The sequence below is a fragment of the Sphingobacterium spiritivorum genome (assembly GCF_016724845.1).
GTDB classification, from domain to species: domain Bacteria; phylum Bacteroidota; class Bacteroidia; order Sphingobacteriales; family Sphingobacteriaceae; genus Sphingobacterium; species Sphingobacterium spiritivorum_A.
On record NZ_CP068082.1, the window covers coordinates 1927750 to 1951774 of the forward strand.

22 protein-coding genes are annotated in these 24025 nt (G+C 39.2%); 13 read left to right on the forward strand and 9 right to left on the reverse strand.

The annotated features are described in order from the left end of the window. Nucleotides 1-60 precede the first annotated feature (60 nt). The 5 genes from I6J03_RS08080 (at nucleotide 61) to I6J03_RS08100 (ending at nucleotide 5185) form a co-directional block, all read left to right on the forward strand. Nucleotides 61-522 carry a ferritin-like domain-containing protein gene (locus tag I6J03_RS08080; protein WP_002998168.1) on the forward strand — a complete coding sequence of 154 codons (462 nt, stop codon included), beginning with the start codon at nucleotides 61-63 and terminating at the stop codon, nucleotides 520-522. Between the two features lie 67 nt (nucleotides 523-589). Continuing rightward, entirely contained in the window at nucleotides 590-1081 is a 492-nt protein-coding gene (locus I6J03_RS08085; protein ID WP_003009176.1) for a hypothetical protein, read from the forward strand. 178 nt (nucleotides 1082-1259) lie between these two features. After that, the gene (locus I6J03_RS08090; RefSeq protein WP_003009178.1) at nucleotides 1260-2402 is read left to right on the forward strand and encodes a DUF4932 domain-containing protein; all 1143 of its coding nucleotides are present in this window, start codon (nucleotides 1260-1262) and stop codon (nucleotides 2400-2402) included. 441 nt (nucleotides 2403-2843) lie between these two features. After that, on the forward strand, nucleotides 2844-4052 hold the full coding sequence (locus I6J03_RS08095; protein ID WP_039990220.1) for a glycosyltransferase family 4 protein: 1209 nt from the start codon (nucleotides 2844-2846) through the stop codon (nucleotides 4050-4052). A gap of 14 nt (nucleotides 4053-4066) precedes the next feature. Beyond that, nucleotides 4067-5185 carry a hypothetical protein gene (locus I6J03_RS08100; protein WP_003009182.1) on the forward strand — a complete coding sequence of 373 codons (1119 nt, stop codon included), beginning with the start codon at nucleotides 4067-4069 and terminating at the stop codon, nucleotides 5183-5185. Nucleotides 5186-5192: 7 nt separating this feature from the next. Here the strand turns inward: I6J03_RS08100 and I6J03_RS08105 are convergent, their stop codons facing one another. Beyond that, nucleotides 5193-6653: a glycoside hydrolase family 130 protein gene (locus tag I6J03_RS08105; RefSeq protein WP_003009184.1), complete on the reverse strand. Its 1461-nt coding sequence runs from the start codon at nucleotides 6651-6653 to the stop codon at nucleotides 5193-5195. Nucleotides 6654-6934: 281 nt separating this feature from the next. Here I6J03_RS08105 and I6J03_RS08110 point away from each other — a divergent pair, with 281 nt between their 5' ends. After that, nucleotides 6935-9130 carry an ATP-binding protein gene (locus tag I6J03_RS08110; protein ID WP_003009186.1) on the forward strand — a complete coding sequence of 732 codons (2196 nt, stop codon included), beginning with the start codon at nucleotides 6935-6937 and terminating at the stop codon, nucleotides 9128-9130. A 10-nt stretch (nucleotides 9131-9140) separates the two neighbouring features. Here the strand turns inward: I6J03_RS08110 and I6J03_RS08115 are convergent, their stop codons facing one another. Continuing rightward, nucleotides 9141-10103, reverse strand: coding sequence for a YihY/virulence factor BrkB family protein (locus I6J03_RS08115; RefSeq protein ID WP_003009188.1), 963 nt, complete (start codon nucleotides 10101-10103; stop codon nucleotides 9141-9143). Nucleotides 10104-10321: 218 nt separating this feature from the next. On the opposite strand from I6J03_RS08115, the gene I6J03_RS08120 reads away from it, so the two are divergent. After that, on the forward strand, nucleotides 10322-10903 hold the full coding sequence (locus I6J03_RS08120; RefSeq protein ID WP_201694293.1) for a YciE/YciF ferroxidase family protein: 582 nt from the start codon (nucleotides 10322-10324) through the stop codon (nucleotides 10901-10903). A gap of 83 nt (nucleotides 10904-10986) precedes the next feature. Here I6J03_RS08120 and I6J03_RS08125 read toward each other — a convergent pair whose 3' ends face one another. Beyond that, on the reverse strand, nucleotides 10987-11478 hold the full coding sequence (locus tag I6J03_RS08125) for a YdeI/OmpD-associated family protein (protein WP_003009193.1): 492 nt from the start codon (nucleotides 11476-11478) through the stop codon (nucleotides 10987-10989). 73 nt (nucleotides 11479-11551) lie between these two features. Next, the gene (locus tag I6J03_RS08130) at nucleotides 11552-13084 is read right to left on the reverse strand and encodes a SulP family inorganic anion transporter (protein ID WP_201694295.1); all 1533 of its coding nucleotides are present in this window, start codon (nucleotides 13082-13084) and stop codon (nucleotides 11552-11554) included. 163 nt (nucleotides 13085-13247) lie between these two features. On the opposite strand from I6J03_RS08130, the gene I6J03_RS08135 reads away from it, so the two are divergent. The 3 genes from I6J03_RS08135 (at nucleotide 13248) to I6J03_RS08145 (ending at nucleotide 15280) form a co-directional block, all read left to right on the forward strand. Further along, nucleotides 13248-13793, forward strand: a complete 546-nt coding sequence (locus I6J03_RS08135; RefSeq protein ID WP_003009196.1) for a lipocalin family protein — start codon at nucleotides 13248-13250, stop codon at nucleotides 13791-13793. 103 nt (nucleotides 13794-13896) lie between these two features. Beyond that, nucleotides 13897-14145 carry a DUF7218 family protein gene (locus I6J03_RS08140; RefSeq protein ID WP_003009198.1) on the forward strand — a complete coding sequence of 83 codons (249 nt, stop codon included), beginning with the start codon at nucleotides 13897-13899 and terminating at the stop codon, nucleotides 14143-14145. An 85-nt stretch (nucleotides 14146-14230) separates the two neighbouring features. Beyond that, nucleotides 14231-15280, forward strand: coding sequence for a DNA topoisomerase IB (locus I6J03_RS08145; RefSeq protein ID WP_003009200.1), 1050 nt, complete (start codon nucleotides 14231-14233; stop codon nucleotides 15278-15280). A gap of 117 nt (nucleotides 15281-15397) precedes the next feature. Here the strand turns inward: I6J03_RS08145 and I6J03_RS08150 are convergent, their stop codons facing one another. Next, on the reverse strand, nucleotides 15398-15901 hold the full coding sequence (locus I6J03_RS08150) for an RNA polymerase sigma factor (protein WP_232279767.1): 504 nt from the start codon (nucleotides 15899-15901) through the stop codon (nucleotides 15398-15400). A gap of 399 nt (nucleotides 15902-16300) precedes the next feature. Between I6J03_RS08150 and ku the strand changes: the two genes are divergently transcribed. Beyond that, nucleotides 16301-17056, forward strand: coding sequence for a non-homologous end joining protein Ku (ku, locus tag I6J03_RS08155; RefSeq protein WP_003009207.1), 756 nt, complete (start codon nucleotides 16301-16303; stop codon nucleotides 17054-17056). Here the strand turns inward: ku and ligD are convergent. From ligD to I6J03_RS08175, 4 genes are all read right to left on the reverse strand, one after another. After that, nucleotides 17053-19533: a DNA ligase D gene (gene ligD / locus I6J03_RS08160; RefSeq protein WP_003009209.1), complete on the reverse strand. Its 2481-nt coding sequence runs from the start codon at nucleotides 19531-19533 to the stop codon at nucleotides 17053-17055. The two genes, ku and ligD, sit on opposite strands and share 4 nt — an antisense overlap. A 44-nt stretch (nucleotides 19534-19577) precedes the next feature. Further along, on the reverse strand, nucleotides 19578-20168 hold the full coding sequence (locus I6J03_RS08165; RefSeq protein WP_003009211.1) for a DUF4142 domain-containing protein: 591 nt from the start codon (nucleotides 20166-20168) through the stop codon (nucleotides 19578-19580). 117 nt (nucleotides 20169-20285) lie between these two features. Then, complete coding sequence (locus I6J03_RS08170) at nucleotides 20286-20669, reverse strand: nuclear transport factor 2 family protein (RefSeq protein WP_003009213.1); 384 nt, start codon at nucleotides 20667-20669, stop codon at nucleotides 20286-20288. Continuing rightward, nucleotides 20669-21142 carry a DUF4293 domain-containing protein gene (locus I6J03_RS08175; protein ID WP_002998206.1) on the reverse strand — a complete coding sequence of 158 codons (474 nt, stop codon included), beginning with the start codon at nucleotides 21140-21142 and terminating at the stop codon, nucleotides 20669-20671. The genes I6J03_RS08170 and I6J03_RS08175 overlap by 1 nt, the downstream gene beginning before the upstream one ends. Nucleotides 21143-21395: 253 nt before the next feature. Between I6J03_RS08175 and truA the strand changes: the two genes are divergently transcribed. Together truA and I6J03_RS08185 are read left to right on the forward strand one after the other, a co-directional pair. Then, a complete protein-coding gene (gene truA / locus I6J03_RS08180; RefSeq protein WP_003009215.1) occupies nucleotides 21396-22169 on the forward strand; it encodes a tRNA pseudouridine(38-40) synthase TruA in 774 nt (257 codons plus the stop codon). 8 nt (nucleotides 22170-22177) lie between these two features. Further along, complete coding sequence (locus I6J03_RS08185) at nucleotides 22178-23941, forward strand: ABC transporter ATP-binding protein (RefSeq protein ID WP_003009217.1); 1764 nt, start codon at nucleotides 22178-22180, stop codon at nucleotides 23939-23941. The last annotated feature ends 84 nt before the right edge of the window (nucleotides 23942-24025 follow it).

The window sequence follows — 24025 nt, forward strand, 5'->3', positions numbered from 1 at the left end:
TCCCGAACATCTTCGTTTCTTCAGTACATCGATATTTATTCATTATTAAAAAGAAAAGATATGACTACGGAAAACAAAACAGCTGAAATTGTTAATGATCTTATTGAAATCAATAACGACAGAATTGAAGGATATACCAGAGCATTAGAAGATCTTAAAGACGAAGAAAATCTGGATCTCAGATCTCTTTTTGAAGATTATATCCAACAAACACGTCAATTCAACAGCGAACTGAACCCTTTGGTTGTGATCAATGGTGAAGAACCAACTACTGGCACACGTACATCAGGCAAGTTGCACCGTCTCTGGTTAGATGTCAAAGCTACATTCAGCGGACATGACCGTAAAAGCATCCTTGAGGAGTGTGAACGCGGAGAGGATGCCAGCAAAAAAGCTTATCAGGAGGCACTGCGTGAAGCTCCGCACCTTCCCATCAATGTGGTGGATATAATCAGAAGCCAGTCTGAAAAACAATTGCAGGCTCATGATCGCATACGCGACCTCAGAGACAGCAGTAGATAAAAGCTAAGTTATATGCTTCGGTCTAACCGTATATCCAAATGAGAAATTAAGATTAAACAATTAGACTATGGATACTACATACAATTATATTCATGAATTGAGAAATCGTCAGATGGCTTTACGTGCGAAGATCGAAGCAAGTACAATTGCAGGAGAGATTCAATTCTCCTATGGTCAGGATTGCTATCAGGAAGAAGCCCGGTCTATGGGTCTGCGGATGATCCGTGATGGCCTGGATTTGAAGGGTGAACAAATTATTCTGGGATTCGTGAGAGAACATTACCCTGATTATGTTGAGGAAGAATTGAAATGGATCAGCAAAATGATGCGCTATCTGAATAAAATTACAGATACTCTTATTGACAATTTGCTGGCGGAGGGATATATAGCGCTTCACGGCAACATTGATCTCCCAAATGAAAACACGCTCTTCTATCCGCTAAAGATATTAGATGAGGAGAGCCTCTTACATTATAAACTGAACATAAATACGCTGATAGATCTGAACCGCCCACAGGATCTGGAACATATTGAAGGATGGGTATATTATAAGTCCTGAACATCATTGAAGCCTGAATTATTATCTGCAATACAGCTTCATCTGTAATCCTTTCGTACTGTCAGACATAAATTAGTTCTATATTTGCTCCCGCAAAATAACGGTATTTCTAAAACTGAAAACAGAAAGTAATCATATTAGAAATATGTACTAATCCATTCAGAAACAATCAGACAGTATGAAAACTATAATTTTATTCTTAACCACTATTCTGTACTTATATTCTTCGAGTCCGGTTTTCGGGCAACAAAAAGATTTAAATTTTGATGCCGCCTACAAGAAACAAAATGATCAGAAAGTGACCATTGAGATTAATGAATTGCAGGAATTAACCTACATTATTCTATCGCTAACAGACATTGCAAAGAATAATAAGGTAATGACAGATCAGAGTACGGAATACTATCGTCAGGTGATAGCTCATTTTACTCCATATGCCGATGATGAAGTGGTTCATAAATTCAATACTCTTCTATCCGAAAATATTGTTAATTATTTTATTCTGGCTGGTAATGCCTATGGATTCAGATTTGAGAAAGATAAAATCGTAGCCACTGGTATTTACAATTTTCCGGCAAAAGGAGTCGGTAAATTTGAAGCTAAAACAAATCCCATAATCACCTATATAAATGACCTGGAGGATTTTGCAAAAAAATCAAAATTTCGAAAATTCTATAAAGATCATAACAGGTTTTACAAGAATTTAAAGAAGGAATATCATAGGTTTGCAGCTATTGACGAGCAAAAGAAATGGCTGGAAAAGGAATTTGATTATAACATAAATAGTTACAGGGTGCTCACCTCTCCTCTGATCGGCGGCATGAATGCTACACATACCTTTGAAGACAATGATTTCAAGGAGACCTTACTGTTTTTGCCAACCATAAAAAAAGATAAAGAATGGACGGAAAACTATAGAAAAGCGATTAATACACGGATAATATTTACAGAAATTGATCACAACTATGTAGGTCCTGTGAGCGAAAAGAACAAAGAAAAAATCAATAGTATATTTGATAACAGAGCGAAGTGGGTGGACAGCACAAACAGATCGACGCAGCACTATCCCACACCTGTAAAAGTTTTCGACGAATATCTGACATGGGGACTTTTCCTTCTCTATGCTCATGATCTGCTTCCAGATGACAAAGACCTTTTCAATCAAATGGTAGAAAATGTAAATACTATGATGATCAGTAAAAAAGGCTTCCCGAAGGCTAAAGAATTTAATAAAGAACTGTTAAAACTCTATATGGAATACAAAGGCAAGGGAATCGATTCCTTATATGCGCCTCTGCTGGAATGGAGTTCCAGACAATAATCCAATAGATGAGAAACGGTATAATTTTAATAATTGTACCGTTTTTATCGAAGAAAGCTTGGTTTCCGAAGCTAAAATTCTCCTTATTTGCCTTTTGACCATAGCCTTAAGCCATTTAAACTGCAAAAAATGAAAGTAAAAACCCGGATAATCTTTCAGCAGTTCACTTTTTGAAATAGTTAATAGTCATATAATATCTATATTTTTTACATAAAGAACATCCTTTTATTTTTCAATACAGAAAACCAGAATTTACACGATTAAAAAAGTAAAAAAGTGTCAGTAAAAATACTTCCTTAGCGGTATTTATACCTGTTTATTAAGAATTAACCCTCATTTAATGATATATGTTCTTTTGTGATGGAACATTATGGCGATTCAGCTGTTTATATATCAGTACAGCACAAAACAGCTGCCGACAAATTTAACATTTATCTATACATGAGAACTGCTATCATCGGAACATACCCACCCAGGCAGTGTGGTATTGCCACTTTTACACAAGATTTATATAAAGCGATAGTGAAATCATCTGCTGAAGCGCACAGTATATTTGCGATGTCGGATGGTTCAGAAGAGTCCTTCCCGGATGAAGTCGCTTTTGTAATAGATCGCAACGATGTGGATAGTTATAAACATGCAGCACACTTAATCAATTCGTATTATGATGCTTGTATTATCCAGCATGAATACGGAATTTTCGGTGGAGATACTGGTGAATTTATTCTTGAGCTCCTGTATAAATTACAAGTTCCGGTTGTTACCAATTTACATACTGTACTTCAGCAACCTAGTCCTAATGAACAGCGTATACTGCAACAACTGTCTATGTATAGCAGTAAAATAACAGTAATGACTGACCGCGCAATTCATATGTTGAGCGACATTTATCAGGTGGATGCTCAACGGGTCGAACTCATTCCTCATGGGGTGCCGGATTTCAAATATAATCAGGAGGCAGCAAAAACAAAACTTGGATTGACTGATAAAAAAGTCATGCTTAGCTTTGGTTTTCTGGGAAGAAGTAAAGGGTTTGAAACGGCTATTGATGCGGTAGCATCTGTAAAGGATAATGATTTTAAATATATTATACTGGGATCTACCCACCCTAATATTATACGCCATGAAGGGGAAATATACAGAGAATCTCTGATGGATAAGGTCAAAGAACTGGGTATAGAAGATAAAGTCGAGTTTGTAGACACATTTGCTACAGAAGAATTACTGGTTCAATACTTGAGTGCCTGTGATATTTATGTAACGCCCTATCCTAATGAAAACCAGATAAGCAGTGGTACCTTGTCGTTTGCAATTGGTGCCGGTGCTGCTGTACTTTCGACTCCTTACTGGTATGCCAAGGATCTGTTGGCAAATGATCGGGGAATTCTGTTTGACTTTAAAGACTCAGAGGGATTAGCTACGATTATCAATCTCTTACTGGAAGAGCCATTACTCATGGCCAGATACAGATCTAATGCGAAGCTATATGGACAGGAAATGTCTTGGACTAATATCGGTAAACGACATGTAGCCTTATTAGAAAGCTTTAAAAAGACGGATATCAAACCAACGATTTCATTCAATAGCCGCAATTTGAAAAAGAATATTGCCGCTCTGTTTCCCACGGGGAATAGCAGACTCTCTTCCTAAACCATATAAATAAAATGAACAAATCATATTTAAAGGTAATAGATGAGATTGAAAGTCCGGTAACCGCTGTCCTTGATGAAGATCTGACTACTGAATTAGTAGACAAACTGCCTTCTTTTGATCTGAGTCATGTAAAAAGGTTAACCAATCATGTGGGAATACTGCAACATGCGATATACATCACTCCTAACTATCATCACGGATATTGTATTGACGATAATGCAAGGGCGCTTATATTGGCTTTGATGGCCTTTGAAAAAGATCCTTCTGAAGAACACAATCAACTGATCTCTACCTATCTGGCTTATATAAAATTTATGCAGCTGGAAAACGGCAAATTCAGGAACTTCCTGTCTTTTTCACATCTCTTTTTGGATGATGAAGGCACAGAAGATGCTATGGGTCGTACCATATGGGCATTGGGATATTTGCTGAAGAGCGATGTAAATCCAAGTTTTCACCGAGCTGGGAGAGAACTTTTCGATCGTGTGGTACCCCATCTTTATAGTTTAAGATCACCGCGGGCTGTAGGTTACAGCCTTTTGGGATTAATACATATTTCCGAACGATCTCCCGAAGATGCCGGAATCAAAGAGTTGATCAATCATCTGGCTCAATATATTGCAGAGGAATACCGGCAAAATTCTACCAGCGAATGGTCCTGGTATGAAAAGGTAATTTCGTATGACAATGCAATATTACCATTAAGTCTGCTGAGGGCTTCTCTCGTCTTGGAGGATGAATCTCTAAAACTGACTGCGATGGAAAGTTTTCATTTTCTGGATAGTATATTATTCAGAGAAAACTATCTGTGTATCATCGGTAATGAATTCTGGTATAGGGAAGGCGGAAGTCCAAGTATATACGGACAACAACCCATCGAAGTTACATCGCTCGTCTTACTTTACGAGGAGATGTATAATATTACGCTCGAAAAAATATACAAACAGCGTATGATAAGTTCCTTTTTGTGGTTTTTTGGAAAAAACAAACAGGGTCTTCAACTCTATGATGATTCTTCTAAAGGTTGCTGTGACGGCCTTGACAGTCACGGTGTAAATCTGAATCAGGGAGCAGAAAGCACCATCTGTTTTTGGATAGCTTATTTAAACATTAGCCGTCTGCTTTCCTGAATTCTTACTATGTCAATGCATCCAGTAGTTCCTTAAGCTCTACAGATGCATATGTAGACGCATAATCTGACATGGCATAAGGGATAATAAGATGCCCGTTATGAATAATCTGTCCGCAGGAGTATACCACATTTGGCACATACCCTTCTCTTTCATCTGCATTCGGATATAATAAGGGTTCATTTAGTTTTCCGATAATCTTAGTTGGATCTTCCAGATCCAGTAAAATGGCTCCTAGAGTATATTCCCGCATTGGCCCTACCCCATGTGTCAGTACAAGCCATCCTTTTTCAGTTTCTATAGGCGACCCGCAATTGCCTAACTGTACCAGTTCCCAGGGATATTCAGGTTCTTTCAATAAGGTAATATCCTGTTGCCAGATATTGATATCTTCAGAGAATGCAATGTAATTATTTTCACCATCTACACGACATAGCATAGCATACTTACCTTTTATTTTTCGCGGGAACAGAGCCGCACCTTTATTTGCAATCTTACCGTTAATAGGCTGCACTTTAAAATGAATAAAATCTTTGGTAGACATCAGTTTCGGCAGAATCGTGAACCCATCATAAGCGGTATAGGTGGCATAGTAGGTCTGCTGATTTTTCTCTCCTCTGAAACGTACAAATCTGGCGTCCTCGATTCCATTTTTCTCCGTATCCGAGATAGGAAAAATAACCCTTTCCGAGATAGAAGTGTCCAGAGAATAAGTCATTTCATAATGAGAAGAAGCCAGCCACATAATTTGGGACATCAGCGTCTGGCTGTCCGGAGTCAATTCATTTTCCTGCTGCATTTCCCTGACAAATCTTCGGAGTTCTTCATATGTAAAGGAATCTGTTAGTTTGGCCCTGATAACAGTCAGTACATCTTCCTCGGGATCATGCATCTGCAACAGTTTGTCTATAAAATCCTCTTTCTGATAACGATGACTTTTAAATTGCTTGGGTTTTTCCAACAATGTTCCGACTTCATCCAGATGGATATTGAGATCTTTATCTATAATGGCCGAACGGAATACGATAGAGGATACATGTCCTTCGCCTGTTGCTCTAAAACTAAGGATAATCCGTTTTTCTCCTTCTTTTAATTGTGTCTGATCAGGCGATTCTACCACCGATGGATTGAAAAATGCAGCTGCTTCAATAGAATATTCCATCGTGAAATAGGCTCCTATCAGCAGCTTTTCCTTGTATGTAACATCCTCATCCTCGATATTCATTTCCCTGAGGATCGTTTCGGTTCTCTTATAGTTTTTCTCCAGAATAGAGACGACACTACGATGCCGTTTGGAGAAATTACGCAGAACCTGATTAAGTGTATCGGCTTTCTCCTGCTTGCTCATTTTGAGCACACGCTGAACTATTTTGATGGATCGCTCTACGCTGAGATTAAAATAACGGGCTAATACACGTCTGGAATCGGGCTTAAAAAAGATATTTTTTCTGACTACATTCAGGGTCATAAGATTTGATTTTATTTTAGAACGGTATTCTATCCCAAATTGTTTGTCTGTTTGAAAAAATTATAGTCCGGAGTTAGCGGCTCAAATATAACTTCACGCCTTTTTTTGCATCTTATTCGTTGAGGATGAAGTTTTGCTTCCGAATTATTTCGTAATTAAATAAGAATCTGACATTGAATGTAATTCATACAACGGTTGTGTATCTGAAATCTATCATTTCTTCTGTTAGCGGGACGTGAAATATCAATTTTAAAGTTTAACTTTATAAAAAATCGCTATCTATGATCCCCAATCAGATTCTGTGTGAAAATGAACCCATCCATTTATGTGGCCGTGTACAACATTTCGGCCTGTTATTAATATTGGATCAGCGGCTCGTTATATCAGCTATCAGTGAAAATTGGGGAAACTATCTGCAAGAGGAACTTGACCTTTATCTTGAACAGGATGCTGTTAAATTCCTTTCTTTTCATTTTGCTGATTACATAGAAGAAATTAGCGGACGACTTGACCACTTTTCTCATTCTACAGAAGGTCGTTCCGTTATCGAACTAAAGATCGGACAATCGAACTACTACCTCAGTATATATAGGGTGAACGATTACATCTATCTTGAATTTGAGGCTTCAGGGAATACACCTGCATCCTGGCTGAACTTATATTCGTATTCAAAAAAGATAGACCGTTCTAATCAAAAGGTATGGGAAGAACTTTGCGAAAGCATCCATGATGTCATCAGGTTTGACAGGGTTATGATCTATCAGTTTCTGGAGGATGGTAGCGGCAAGGTCATTGCCGAACGTGTAGCAGAAGATTGTGAACCTCACCTGGGATTACGCTATCCGGAGTTTGATATCCCAAAGCAGGCACGCGCACTTTATCTTATACATCCGGCAAGGTTGACCGCAGATATATCTGCTCCGACCTTTCCGATCAGAAGTAAACGTGAATTAGATTTTGACCTGACCTACACCACTATACGGGCACTTTCACCTGTTCATTTACAATATCTGGAAAATGCGGGTGCACAATCGAGCATAAGCTTTTCTATTATTGTACATGATAAGCTTTGGGGATTGGTAACTTGTCAGCACAGGACAGCAAGAGCTGTGGATCTGGCTCAAAGACACCTGGCCGTCTTATTGACACAATATGCTGTCACCAAATATCTCAGTAATGTTAAAGAAAAAGATCTTCAAGCACTACGGGAGATCAATACGTTTGAACTGGAACTTAAAGAGAAGCTCCTCATAAAGAACGATATTCTCTCCGCACTGGCTTCATCTATTCAGTCGCTCGGAGAACTCATCCATGCCGACGGAGTTGCTATACGCTATTCGGATCGCATTATCACACAGGGGGTTGCTCCTTCTTTAAAGGAACTTGAAAGTATACATCAATATATCAATGATTTCACCGATAAGCTACTCTTTAAGGACCATAATTTTCTTCTGAACCACAGCGGCAACTTCAGCTTTTGTCCTTGTTTTGCCGGGATCGGCAAAGTTGATATTGACAGTAGCCGTACTTTTAGCATTTATTGGTTCAGAAAAGAATATGTGTATGAAGAAAAATGGGCAGGAAAACCGGAAAAGGTATTAAAATACGACTCTCAAAAAGATCAGTATTATCCGTCTCCCCGTATGTCTTTTGAAGTATGGAGAGATGCAGTTGAAGGGACAGCAATGAAATGGAACAAAAATGACATCTATTTTATGCGACGTGTCCGACAACTCATCAGAGAAAGTATGCTCCGCAAGTCGGTCGAAATCAAGAACCTTAACAAAGAACTTATACTCTTGAATAATACGCTGGATACCTATTCCAGTACGGTAACGCATGATCTGAAAAATCCGCTTTCAACAATAAAGCTGTCCGCTCAGTTGATGAAGATGCGAAAGGAAATAGATCCCACATTTCTCAATAAAGTATCTACCAATATACTGGATGCGGTATCGTTAATGGAGAACATGATGTCTAAGATTCTGGAATTCTCACGAGCCAGGGTCTATAACTTCAAACCAGAACGTATAGAGATTGCACCAACCATTCAGCAGATCGTACAGCAATGTCTGGAAATTTATGATATGCCTCCATCCAGTATTCAGACGGGGGTACTACTTCCAGTATGGGGTGAAAAAACATTGCTCTACCAATTGTTTATGAACATCATCAACAATGCTGTGAAATATTCCAGTAAAGAAGAAGTCCCTCTGATCATCATAGACAGTATTGTAGAGGAGGACTGGATAAGGTACGAAATACAGGATAACGGAATCGGTATCGCTTCCGAAGAACTGAAGACGGTTTATGAAATCTTCAAAAGATTACCCAATGCTTCTTCTTATGAAGGAACGGGAATAGGTCTCGCGATTGTAAAACGGATTGTCGAAAGACTGAATGGCAAAATTGATATCCTCAGCGAATTGGGCAAAGGTACAACTGTTGTCATCAGACTTCAGCATATGGAAGATTAGCTCTTTACTGCTATGTTTTGTCGTGATCAGGAGGAGGAAGCACTTTCACTTCTTTTTCAACCTCTTTCTCTTCGACATGTACTGCAAAATCAGAGGGTTGTATCGGAATACCCTTTATAGCTGCATATTCACGTGTATAAATAGCACCGAAATAGAGTATGGCAGCCGTATAATATACCCATAGTAAGACTAATATAATTGATCCTGCAGCTCCATAAGTAGATTCGGTACCCGAAGTCTGTAGATACAATCCGATCACAAATCGTCCGATAACGAATAATATAGCTGTAAAAAAAGCCCCTGAACGTACGGTACGCCACTCAATCTTTACATCGGGTAACGCCCTGAATATAATTCCGAACAGAATAAATATCACTCCGAAACTTATTGAAAAATTGATTGCGTCCAACAGATGGACTGTAATATCCGGAAAGTAACGCTGTAAACGATCTGTAAATGCAAGTATGACCCCATTTACCACTAGCGTAACCATTAGCAGAAAACCCAGACTGATTACAAGTGACGAAGACAATAAGCGGTCTTTGATAACCTTTACCCATCCCTTCTTAGGCTTGGCTCGTACATGCCAAATTCTGTTTATCGAATTCTGAATATCTCCGAATACAGATGTAGCTCCGATCAACAAGGTAATTATACTCACAACAAGAGCGAGATTTGACTTGCCTGATAATTTGAGATTCATGATCACTTCCTGTATCTGACGCGCTGCACTGGGGCCTACCAGACCTTTCATCTCCGTAAATACTTTGCCTTCTATCGCATCCTGACCAAAAAACACACCTGCCAGAGAGATAATTAAGACTAAAATAGGTCCTATCGAAAAAATAGTATAATAGGCCAACGAAGCACTATACTTGAGACAATCCTCATTTATAAAACCCATAGCGGATGTCTTTATAATGGAAAAGAAATCTTTAACAATACTGCTGCCTCTCGAATTTGTTGTACTCATCTTACATTTTTCTTTAATTAAACCAGAGCTTCATCTTTTATATAACAAGAGACTATAAGCAAAGTTTACTTGACCGGTATAGTTGAGCATTAATACGTATGTCTTTGTAGAAGTACGCATTATTAAAAACTTAACCGCAGGAGCAGAACTATCTGATTATTAAAACGTTCTTCTGATAACAATTTGTTTAAAACTTTAAAAACATAAATCCGATAATTATGGCAACTACAACAGCAAAAAGCAGCAGTGCATCAAAAAATGCATCTGCGAAATCCTCAAATAAAGAAGATTCAAAGATCAAGGCTAAATCCGGAGCGGCTAAAGATCTTGCCGATTTGTTCGAAGACGGATTGAAAGATATCTATTGGGCAGAAAAAGAGCTGACCAAGGCACTCCCCAAGATGGATAAAAATGCGACGTCCCCACAACTTAAAAAAGCAATTCAGAAGCATATCAAAGAAACAGAAGAACATATCAGCCGTTTAGAAAAATGCTTTGAAACATTGGGTAAAAAAGCTAAAGCCGAAAAATGCGACGCTATGGCAGGCCTTATCGAAGAAGGTGAAAGTATAATGGAAGAAACGGAAGTAGGACATGTAAGAGATGCAGGTATCATTGCCGCAGCACAGAAAGTAGAGCACTATGAAATAGCGACCTACGGTACATTAGCTGCATTTGCAAAAGTATTGGGCAATAAAGAAAGCTTAAAGCTCTTATTAATGACACTCGAAGAAGAAAAAAACTGTGATGAAACTTTAACAGGCATTGCAGACACAAATTTAAATTCGAAGGCAGAATAATTCTATTCTGTATTTAATTGTGATTAAAGCGGGGTTTATATTAAAATCTGCTTTTCTGATATTCCTCAGTAATTAACAAGACTTCAGAAATTCTTTTTTATCGGCTCCCGACCTATAAATCTTTCTTTTCCTAACAAAAATTGTATTGCTTTTCCGACATTGCGTGCAATACTATCCTCCTGCTTTAAATGAGAGATATAACGCACAATTTCCAATTGCAGGGATGGAGATAAGCTCTGGAAAACAGTGTGTGCTTCTGCATTTTGCTGTAAAGCTTTGGCTAGAAGCGGATGTATTTGAACTTCAGGTTTATCCCGATTAAATTTTACAGTAAATGCTGCCGTATCACCAACAGTCTTTCCTGTAGCTTTGAGCATAGGACCATTGATGTACAGGCGCCATTCGCCGGCATATTTAACTAAAGTCTGCGTAAAATCAATCCCGTCAATGGTTAAGGATACAGGAATTTTTCCCTTATGCTGGCCGGCAGCTGTTATCAGTTCCAGCAAAACAAGATCGGGAACCAACACAAAAGGATTAATACCTATTTTATCAATAACTGCCGTAAAGTGCATTGTGATACCTTTTTAAGAATTTGATTTCTTAAAGATAAATAAACAAAGAGGGACATCAAAAAGGAAATACTTCTTATTCAGGCATCACTTTATAGGTAGGGTCATCTTCTACATTTACTTCAATCAGACCGTCCGCATCAGCAAGCAATTTACGGGAGTCCGCACTCAGATGACGTAGTATTACACGCTTCCCGTTCTCTGCGTATTTAGATGTCAGCTTATGTACCGCATCGATAGCAGTCATATCTACCAATCTGCTTTCCTTAAAATCGATAATGATCTGATCCGGATCTTCAATTACATCGAATTTTTCTGTAAAATGAGTGGCTGAACCAAAGAAAAGCGGACCGTTTATTTCATAAATCTTATTGCCTTCCGCATCTATACTCTTGCGGGCACGGATTCTTTTGGCATTGTCCCATGCAAACACCAGAGCAGATATAATGACCCCAACCAAAACTGCTAAAGCCAGATTGTGGAGCAGCACGGTTATAGCTGCTACCAGTACGCCCACAAAAATATCCGATTTAGGCATTTTATTGACAAGCCGTACCGAAACCCACTGAAAGGTACCTATAGAAACCATTATCATCACGCCTACCAAAGCGGCGATGGGAATACGTTCAATAACAGGACTGCCAATCAGAATAATAATCAATATAGTCAATGCGCCTATTATAGCCGAAAGTCTGGCTCTGGAACCGGCATTCAGATTCACTAAGGTCTGTGCGACCATAGCGCATCCGCCCATTCCTCCGAAAAAACCGTTCACTATATTCGCAGTACCCTGTGCCATGGCTTCCCGGTTTGAGTTTCCTTTTGTATTGGTGATTTCATCCACCATAGAAAGTGTCAGCAAAGATTCAATAAGTCCTACTCCGGCCATAACCAGTGCATATGGAAATATGAGTTGCAGTGTATCCCATGTCAGCGGAACAGACGGGATATGAAAAACAGGAAGGGATCCGCTCACTGATGCAATATCAGATACTGTCTTAGTCTCTATACCTCCGGCAAGAACGATTGCAAAGATGACCATAATTGCCACCAATGAAGCCGGAATCGTACGGGTCAGTTTAGGAAAGAAATAGACAATCAACATCGTAAGCACAGTCAGTCCGATCATCGTATAAAGAGCCGTACCGGACAACCAGTGACTGACGCCATCCTCCACGACCTTAAACTGATGAATTTGTGCCATAAATATGATGATAGCCAGACCATTCAGAAAGCCATACATCACCGGTTGCGGAATTAGCCGTACAAACTTTCCCCAGCGGAACAGCCCCACCAGAAACTGAAGTACTCCACCCAGAATAATCGCAGCGAACAAATATTCCACACCATGCGTTGCGGCTAAAGCAATCAGCACCACCACTGTGGCTCCCGCTCCTCCCGAAACCATTCCCGGCCGGCCGCCAAGCACAGCTGTGATCAGCCCCATCAGGAAGGCAGCATATAAACCTGTCAAAGGGCTCAATCCTGCCAAAATAGCAAAGGACAAGGATTCAGGAATCATAGTCATAGCGACAGTCAGACCCGCAAGGATCTCGACCCGGTAATTTACCTTTTGCTTGAAATCGAAGAACTGGAGAAAAGAATTCATAATATAAGTGCAAATATAAGGCTTATACACCGAAACCTTCATTCTGTATTTTCGGGGTTAATAAGAAGAATTCCGTAAATTGCACAGACAATCAGAATTAGTGTTTCAGGAAAACCAGTTCACATTCTCAATTGTTATCTTATTAAATATTTACCGTATACATATGAAAAATAAACACGCTTACTTTAGTCTGCTCGTCATCTGTGCACTTATTTCCTTTTTGTTCGTCCAATGCCAGACCATTCCGGAAAATGTGAAAGCTATCGAAAATTTTGATCAAAGCCGTTATCTTGGTAAATGGTACGAAATAGCACGATTTGACTTCAAATTTGAGAAAAACCTCAAAAATACAACGGCCACTTATTCTCTCAATAAGGATGGCTCTATAAAAGTAGTTAATACAGGATTTGATACAGTGGAACGTAAACAAAAGGAGGCTGTTGGAAAAGCCAAATTTGTAAATGAACCGACTCAGGGGATGCTAAAAGTTTCCTTTTTTGGTCCGTTCTATTCAGGATACAATGTAATTGCACTTGATTCGGCATATCAGTATGCGCTCATAGCGGGCAAAAACCTGGATTACCTGTGGATCCTCTCACGCACACCAACTCTTCCGGATCAAATCAAAAGAGAATATCTGGTCAAAGCTAAGGAGGCAGGCTATGACCTGAATAAATTAATCTGGGTCCAGCAGGATTCTGTGAAGTAAAAATACCTGAAAGCACAGGAATAATACCTGTTCGTTACTGTCTTCTAAACAAACATCCGCAGTTGCCGTTATAGATTTATAGATTTTTTTAAAGGTATGGATCATGAGCAAAGATCACGGAAATCAAATCAAAGATGACGAAAAATACGAAGCTCTGCGCAATAAAGGCATGAGTAAAGAAAAAGCCGCCCGTATTGCCAATACGCCTGATGCCGGCCGAAAAGGAGGGAAAAGCAGTAATCTTGATGTACGAAAAAAATCTGAGCTTTTGGCGGAAGCAAAAAAAATAGGAATAAAAGGAAGACATAGCATGACTAAAAGCAAACTTATAGATGCTATAAGAAATCATTGAAATCGATCAATTACAATAACACAACAGTAACCTTGACCCTGCATTTTTAAAAGATGTGGGGTCTTATTTTTCAAAGCAGTAATTTATGAAGACCTCTGCAGCTATGCCACATGCGGCACTCGATATAAAGCTTAGATATGTATCTGACCAGCAAGCCGGATATACCCGAAAAGAGAAAAACGGAAAATTCGTTTACTTCTCCGATAAAGGTAAAATAACTGACAAGAAGGTATTAGACCGTATCCGTGCATTAGTCCTTCCTCCTGCCTGGCAGCAGGTATGGATCTGTAAGAAGGCAAACGGGCATATACAGGCGACAGGTATAGATGCACGTGGCCGTAAACAATATCGGTATCATAATGACTGGTCTGCTTTCAGAAATCTGAAAAAATTTGATCGCCTGGAGGGATTTGCCAGAAAGCTAAAACTTCTGCGCGCACAATTAAAGAAAGATCTGAGACGCAAGAAACTCACAAAGGAAAAAGTTTGTGCCATTGCTGTGAACATTATGAGTCTCACGTATATCAGAGCAGGCAATAAAGCATACGAGGCGGAATATGGATCATTTGGATTGACAACCCTGAAAAACAAACATATTAAAATCCAAAGCAACAAGGTCTTTTTCAAATTCAAAGGCAAGAAAGGAGTCGTACAACAAGTATATCTTAAAGAACCCAAACTGGTGAAATTGTTAAAAAATATTAAAGATATACCCGGACAGGAACTCTTTCAATATTATAACAAGAATGGTGAAGTTGTACGCTTAGACTCAGGTGATATCAACTCCTATCTCAAAGAGGCCATGAAGGACGATTACACATGCAAAGATTTCAGGACATGGGCGGGTTGTACGCTTGCATTGATTGTCATGGCCGGAATGCCTGTTGCTGAAACTGAAACCGAAAGAAAGAAGAATCTGGTCCACATTATAGATGAGGTAGCATCTAAATTAGGAAATACACGAACCGTCACCCGCAACTATTATATACATCCGGAGTTGCAAAATCAATACCTGGATCGGCGTCTTGCACCTGTATTAAATCGTATAGCAAAGAAAAGTAAAGACAAGCTGTCGGTGACAGAAATTGCCGAAAAATCATTTTTAAAATTTCTTTTATCTCTTGCTTCGGCATAAATTTCACGCAGACACGCCTCATTGTGAACCTGGGATGGGGCAGCAAAAAAAATCCCTCAAGCCAGAGACTGTAAACAGTCAGTGCCTGAGGGAAAAGAAAAATGGTATAATTATATATTATTGATAAACGGCTAAAACATTCTTCAGTTTTTTCCTGGCCATATGAATCCGGGTTTTGACCGTCCCAACAGGCAGATTAAGATGTTCAGCAATTTCGTAGTATTTATAACCCTCAAAATACATGGTGAAAGGAACATAACAGCCTTTATCCAGTTCGGAAAGTGCATGTTGTATATCATCCATTACAAATTTATTTTCTCCCCAATTATGAACAGCAGAAAAATACATCTGAGAAGAACTTACTTCTTCTTCTGTTGTAATGAATGATTGAGTCTTAGAAACTCTGCGGTATCCGTTAATGAAGGTATTCTTCATAATAGTATACAACCAGCCTTTAAGATTAGTCCCCTCTTTAAAATTCTGAAAGTAAGTCACCGCTTTGAGAAACGTCTCCTGAAGAAGATCATTGATTTCCTCATTATCTTTTGTAAAGCGTTTTGCGAAGCTCCGGAGTTCATTAGTTTGCTCCATAACCTGAGTATTAAATTCGTTTCTAGTCATAATAGTAGATTTTTTATTTCCGCTTTGAAGCATTTTACAGTTAACTCTATTTTGTTGAATCATCGCAAGACATTATTCAAAGTGCATGCTAAAAAGAGTTGTTTTTTTCTTTCAAAAAGCGTATAAATACCTGTAAACTTTTGGTTAAACCAACACCCCTCCCCTTACGATTTAAAAAGCCATAATATCAGCTAGACAGATACGTATTTATACGCGTATTTAACCCCGATGAAATTGAAAAATTTGAATGACCGAACATGGAAAAGAATTTGGTACAGGTACATTCAACTCTCATTGTCTATTTAATAATACAAAGCAGTCTTTCGGAAGCCTGCTCAAAACATTAAAAATCAACCGCATACGCCGAAACCTTCTATTCATTACGTTGTTTATATTAATATGAGAGCAATTTGGACAGGAGCAATCGGTTTTGGACTTGTTAATATCCCAATTAAGATATACAGTGCCACACAAAGCAGTTCACTGGATCTGGACATGCTGGATCGGAAAGATAAGTCAAATATCAAGTACAAAAGGGTGAATGAGAAGACAGGTAAAGAAGTCGCATGGGAAAATATTGTCAAAGGATATATGCTGAAAGATAAATATGTCGTCCTGGAGGATGCGGACTTTGAAGATGCAAGTCCTGAAAAAAATAAAATGATCAATCTCCGGTCCTTTGTCAAACTGGAAGAAATAGATAGTATTTATTTTGACACCCCCTATTATTTAGAGCCTCAGAAGGGCGGAGAGAAAGCCTATCAGTTACTGTTAAAAGGATTAGAAAAAAGCAAAACTGCAGGTTTAGGATCCTTTGTTATGCGCAATATTGAAAATCTGGTCATCATAAAACCCTACCAGAATATGCTTTTACTCAATAAACTCCGTTTTGAAGAAGAGATTCGCTCAGCTGAAGAATTAAAGATTCCGGGAGCCTCTAAGATCAAGAAAGATGAAATGGATATGGCCTTACAGCTTATCAAACAACACAGCCATAGCTTTGATATCTCCGGATATAAAAATGAATATACACGTGATCTGCTCAAAATCATCAAACAGAAAGACAAAGGCAAACGGGCAACTATCCGAAAGATGACTGTAGAAAATACAAAAGCAGCAGATCTGCTAGCGCAGCTGAAAGCTAGTTTAGCTTAAAATCTTTCTAATGCCTTTTTGATATCGGCAGGATGATCAAAAATATCCGCCCATGGATCCTCCGTTTTTTCCAAACGATCAGCAATAGAAGCAATATTAAATTGTCTGATATCCAGACCGTCCTTTACTTCTTTCCAATGCAAAGGCGTACTGATGGTGGCACCTGCCTTGGGGCGGACAGAATAGGGAGCTGCAATAGTTTGTCCCCGCCGGTTCTGCAGGTAATCCAGATAGATCAGACCTTTCCTTTTCCGGGGATCTCTGATCAGGCTTGTTGTATCCGGATGTTCTTCATGGATCATCTCTGCGATAAGCTGTATAAAATCACGGACTACATCATATGTGTATTTTTTATTTACATAAAGGTATATGTGCAAGCCTGTAGATCCGGATGTCTTAATATAGTCTGTCACACCAGCCTGCTTAAAGAGACGATGGGCAGTGCTGGCAACATCTATCAAATCCTCAAAATCAGCTCCGTTGGGATCCAGATCCAACACGGCAAAGTCCGGATATTCTTTCTTTTTATAGGTAGACAGCCACGGATTAATTTCTATAGATCCTAAATTTGCAATGTAAAGCAGGGTTGCCTTATTATTACAGATCAGATAATCGATGTCCTTATCTGTACTTTCCGAATACATGGGAACAGTGCGCAACCACCCAGGAATCTGCTTTATGTCTACATCTTTTTGAAAAAAACTCTTTTCTTCTATACCATTTGGGAAACGATGCATGGAAATGGGTTTATCTTTAAGATAGGGCAATACAAGATCTCCGTATTTCTCATAATATGTTAACAACTGCCCCTTAGTATATCCATCCGAAGGCCAGTATATCTTGTCCAGATTAGTAAGCTTTACCTGATGACGGTCGATTGTAACAACCTTATCTTTCACCATCTCTTGTTCATCCCCTTCTATCTGTACATCCTTCACATTCTTATCCATGCGCAATCCTTTAAAAACAGGATGACGAAGATGCCTGTCTGCTGTCCATTCCGAATAATAGACTTCACACACCAAAGCAGGCTTCACCCATGTCACTTCCTTTTCTTTAGCCACTACCACTTGTGCACCAAAAGGTTTATCTGCCTTTTTCGTATCCTTTAGTGTATCAAAGATATCTTTTAAAATATCCTCCGTAAAGCCTGTTCCACAATTCCCTAGATATATCCAATGATCCTTATCGTAATATCCCAGCACTAAAGCTCCGAAAAAAGAACGACTTCCCTGAGGCTTTGTATATCCGCAGATCACAGCTTCCTGAGTTTTTCGGAATTTAACTTTAAGCCATTGACTACTCCGTTTTCCGGCATAGTACAAACTCTCCGTATCTTTTGCTATGACTCCTTCCCAACCCTGTTTTTCAGCCTGTTTCTGGATTTTTGAGACTATGCCCGTCAATGCTTCCACAGGCGTTATTACAGATTGTTGCAATCCTTTTAACAGCAATTGAAGCAAATCTTTTCGTTCCTTGAGGGTATACTGACTAAGGTCATTTTCATCCAGACTCAGGATATCAAAAATATAATAGCGAATTACGAGTGAAGGAGGTAGAGGTTCTCCGCTCTGCAAAAGCTGGAACTGAGCTTTACCATTTTTATCTTCAATGACAACTTCCCCGTCCAGCCAAACATCGCGGTCCAGAGCCGACAAAGCTTTGACTACACTCGGGAATAGCTTGTTCATCTGTTTACCATTACGGGAATACAACACAACTTTTTTGGCGGTCTTAACAGCAATTATTCGAAAACCATCATATTTTTTTTCATACAACCAACCCTCTTCCTCCGGTAAATCCGTAGCGAGTCTCGTTAACATGGGGACTGGTTCAAGTAATTCAACATCTACATTTTTGACAGCAGAAGCAGTAGATCTTGGTTTCCCCTTTAATATCTTTCTTGACTTTGTTTTATATTGGTCTCCCTCATCTTTAATCTTCTTACTGACATAGTCCTCTGCATTATAGGGTTTTTCTACAGCGAACTTATCTTTGTGTTTGATCAACAGCCAGGATTTACCATCACCATCTTTTATACGAACTAAGGCAAACTCTCCTTTTAATATTTTTCCGTGAAGAATAACCTTAACCGAACCCCGTTCCACATCATCCAACAGACTTTCCTCGTTACCGTCCCCCAAAGGCTGGAAATAACCTTCGTCAAATATAGAAACGGTTCCCGCTCCATAGTTTCCTTTAGGGATTTCTCCTTCAAAGCCTGCATAGTCAACAGGATGATCTTCCACCTGCACCGCAAGTCTCTTATCTTGCGGAAACAGAGAAGGTCCTTTAGGTACTGCCCAACTTTTGAGTACTCCCCCCATTTCCAACCGGAAGTCATAATGCAGACGACTGGCATGATGTCGCTGGACAACAAATCGCAATTTCGCCGGTTTACCCGAATTTGCAAAACCTTTTGGTTCCACAGTTTCCTTGAAATTACGCTTCTTATGGTATTGCGCCAATTTATCCATAATCCTACACTTTATATTATAAACATCAGGATATAAATAAAGGTTTACTGTTTACTTATCAATCTGTCTCTGAAATATACACGCTCTATAATTCTGGCTTTGGATAGCTGAGCATATAAGTTAGGAAGAACTGAAGATGCCACATTACGTATCTCAGAGTTATTGGCATCCGAAACAGCCTGTTCAAAAAGGGGAATGCTGCGTTCATAATCTTCAATAACCATTTTTATAAATCTATAATCAAAATCCGTATTCTTTTCTTCCCTCAGATCTGAAACTTGCTGCGCATCAATGACATTCATGACTGCAGGAATAGCCACATTCATATTATCTCCTAAAGCGATGATCTGTGCCACATCTTTAGTATGGCATTCTTTTAATGCCAGTGCAAGATTGCGGATAGAATCGGAACTGGCCATCTGTAGGGCTTGTTCTGAAGCATTTTTTAATTTAAGTCCGCTTTCAACAGTTTTTATAAAAAACCGTTCGGCATCAAAATAAATATTGTAATCCAATATCGAGGCAGATACTACCGAATCTGTCAGTGGTGCATTTTTAATGGACGTGGGTTTCTGGCAACTGCTTAAGCCAAATGCAATTGCAGATAAGAGAGTATAATATAGGTAAGCTTTCATGATGCTGTGCGGTATAATTACTATAAGTACACACAGAAGCCCTAAGTGTTGAGGGGGAAAACACCTTAAATAAAAGAATAATACCTGTTAAGAGAGATTAAAAGCGCAATTGTAGGGCTAACTTATATCCGTCAGGCTGACAATTTTGTCCATTCCGAACCTGAATATCGACCGGCCTTTCATACTGATGACCTGCCCGCGTTCATAACCATTAGGCAAATCCACAGCCAATTTGGCCGAATAGTCGATTTCGATTTCAGTCTCCTCAGGAGAATGCTTAACAGCCAAAATTTCCTGTTTACGTTCCGAAAACAACTCTGCAGCCTGTACAGCCTGATCCCAGAATGCACGGCGACCTAATAAAGATAAGTTGATCTCTCCGTCGGTAATGTTAACAAAACGGATTTCGTCATCCAGATCCGCAAGCATACCTGCTATATCCAGCTGATTGTAGGCCTCTACATAATTGCGGATCAGTTTTTCTCGTTGCGTATAATCCATTAACGTAATCTTTCAGCTGATTTAATCAGGCGCTCATCTTTACGGATACCACCGAAAGCAAGAGATAAGAATACTATAGCAACCGGGAATAAGAAAAATCCCACTCCAATATTACTTGCTGAAAGATATTGGGATGTTTTGGATAAAATATCTCCGGAAAAAGAGTAAAGCCAGAAAAAGAATAAAACAACCAGAACCATCTGTAACAAAATCAGTTTGATCTGCATTTTGCGGTCTTTAAACTTAAAGATGATATATACCGGAATCAATCCTAAAACCACTGTAGCAATACTCTGCAAAATAAAAGATTCTTCTTTGACAGATTCACCGTTAACAGCAGTATAAGACCCTGACACTAATAATTTTCTTCCTATTCCCGCCACATCGATATACTGCAGATAAGGGAACAGAAACAATGCGAAAATAGTCACTCCCGCTAATAATAACCAAACCGTTTGAATACGCTGTATCATAAGATTATTTTATTGTAACAAACAAACTTAGATAAATTTGCCTTTATATACAATATTATTGACTTGTATATAAAACTAATTTATCAGTTTCTCCTCTGCCGTAAAGCTCTAATTTTTCAGAGAAAATATACTGTCATATCCCAAAGTGAATGTTTAACAGTTTAATCTGCTTTATTAACAATGCTAATGTCAAATTGTTCCGTCAAAAAATGAAGTTGAATCATAAAATCATCCAAATCACTACATTTGCAATGTGGAACTAAAAACAAAACGTTTCTTTCTGGAGATAGCATATCAAGGCACAGCATATCATGGTTGGCAAATCCAGCATAACGCTGTTTCTGTACAGGAAAAATTAAATGATGTACTTAAAACCTTGCTTCGAAAGGACATTGAAACTATAGGTGCCGGCCGTACAGATACAGGAGTACACGCAAGGCAGTTATTTGTTCACTTCGATGCCATACCGGAAGGTCTGCTATTACAGCCAGATAAATTTGTTCATTCCCTCAATGCCCTGTTGCCTCATGATATTGCAGTATACAGGCTTTTACCGGTAGTTGACGAAGCTCATGCCCGTTTTGATGCAACTTCCAGATCTTACGAATACCATCTGCATTTCAAAAAAGATCCTTTTCTGATACATGCCTCCTGGCTGACCAGAGATATTCCGGATGTAGCGAAGATGAATGAAGCCTGTCAATACCTACTGGGAAGACAGGATTTTGAATGTTTCAGTAAATCCAACACACAGGTTTTTACCAATTTTTGTGATATATCAAGAGCTGAATGGTTATGGAATACGGATGATCATCTTGTTTTTCATATTTCCGCAGACCGCTTTCTAAGAAATATGGTCCGCGCGATTGTAGGCACCTTGTTAGAGATTGGCCTGAAAGGAAAAGAACCTGTATATATCCAGGAAGTCATTGCGAGCAAAAGCCGCTCAAAAGCCGGAACATCTGTCCCGGCGCATGGATTATACTTAACGGAAGTGGTTTATCCTTATATTAGTAAACGTAAATAGAATAAGTAGTGAGCGATCAAAAAATAACAGGAAAAACATACGACAGTAAGCTATTAAAGCGCATGATCAAATATATGCGACCCTATCAGACCGTATTCTGGATTTCGGTCGTATTGACTATTTTGCTTGCAGCCGTAGCGCCCGCACTACCCTTGCTCATCGAGCACACCCTAGACAAATATATTCTCACAGACGACGCATCAGGACTTAATAACATGCTGATTGCGATGTTGGGACTTCTGGTTTTACAAACCATCATCAGGTATTTTCATACATTAATGACCAATACTCTTGGACAATCTGTAATCAGAGATATACGTATTGAAGTATTTAATCACATCACTAATCTCAGGCTCAAATACTTCGACAATACCCCTATAGGAAGGCTTATCACACGTACAATATCCGATCTGGAAACGATATCCAATATCTTCTCAGAAGGGCTTATACAGATTATAGGAGACCTGCTGCAACTACTGGTGATACTTATAGTCATGTTCTACACCGATTGGAAGCTGACCCTTATCGTTCTCATTCCTATGCCACTGATGGTGGCAGCGACCTACATTTTTAAAGAGGCGATGAAATCTGCTTTTCAGGATGTACGAAAGTGGGTGGCTAATCTCAATACATTTTTGCAGGAGCATATCTCAGGGATGGGTATTATTCAATACTTTGCCCGGGAAAAACAAGAGTTACATAAGTTTAAAGACATCAACTCCCACCACCGAAACGCACACATCCGTGCCAACTGGTACTTTTCTATATTTTTCCCGGTATTAGAACTCATCATGGCCATAGCACTCGGTCTTCTGGTTTGGTTCGGATCCAAACAGATTATCGCAGATGTGATATCTCCCGGGGTAGTAGTGGCATTTATCATGTATATAAACATGATATTCAGACCTATACGAGAACTTATAGATAAATTCAACACCCTGCAGATGGGCATGGTCAGTGCTGAAAGAATCTTTGATGTACTGGACACCGATGAAGCGACTCCCAATGCGGGTACACTTAAACCGGAAACTGTCAAAGGAGAAATCGAATTTAAAAATGTATGGTTTGCCTACAATGATGAGAACTGGGTATTAAAAGATGTAAGCTTCAAAGTACAGCCCGGAGAAACACTTGCGCTTGTGGGTGCCACGGGTGCTGGTAAATCCTCTACAATCAATATCCTGAGTCGTTTTTACGAAATCAATAAAGGACAGATCCTCCTGGACGGAATAGATATACGTGAATATGAACTCAATTACCTGCGCAAGACTATTGCCACTGTACTGCAGGATGTTTTTCTATTCTCGGATTCCATCCGAAAGAATATCAATCTGAATGAAGACAGCATTTCGAATGAGAAAATAATCGATGCAGCAAGACAGGTCGGAGCTTATGATTTTATTAAGCGTCTACCCGGAGGATTTGACTATGAGGTAATGGAACGCGGAGCAACATTATCAGCAGGCCAGGCACAACTTATCTCTTTTATCAGAGCACTGGTCCACGATCCTAAAATACTGATACTGGATGAAGCAACTTCTTCTGTAGATACCGAAACGGAGGAGCTGATCCAGTCAGCCATTGACAACCTCATGAAAGGGAGAACCGCCATTGTCATTGCACACAGATTGTCAACAATCCAGAAAGCAGACAAAATTATTGTTCTCGATAAAGGTGAGATCAAAGAGATCGGCAACCATCATGAACTGCTCGCTATAGACGGATTCTATAAGAAACTATACGACCTTCAATTCCATTCGGCCGGTATCTGATAGATTCAGATGTATGCGCTGAAAATTTTATTATAAACAAAAGCGGGGTTTTCTATATGAAAACCCCGCTTTTGTTTTGTGATG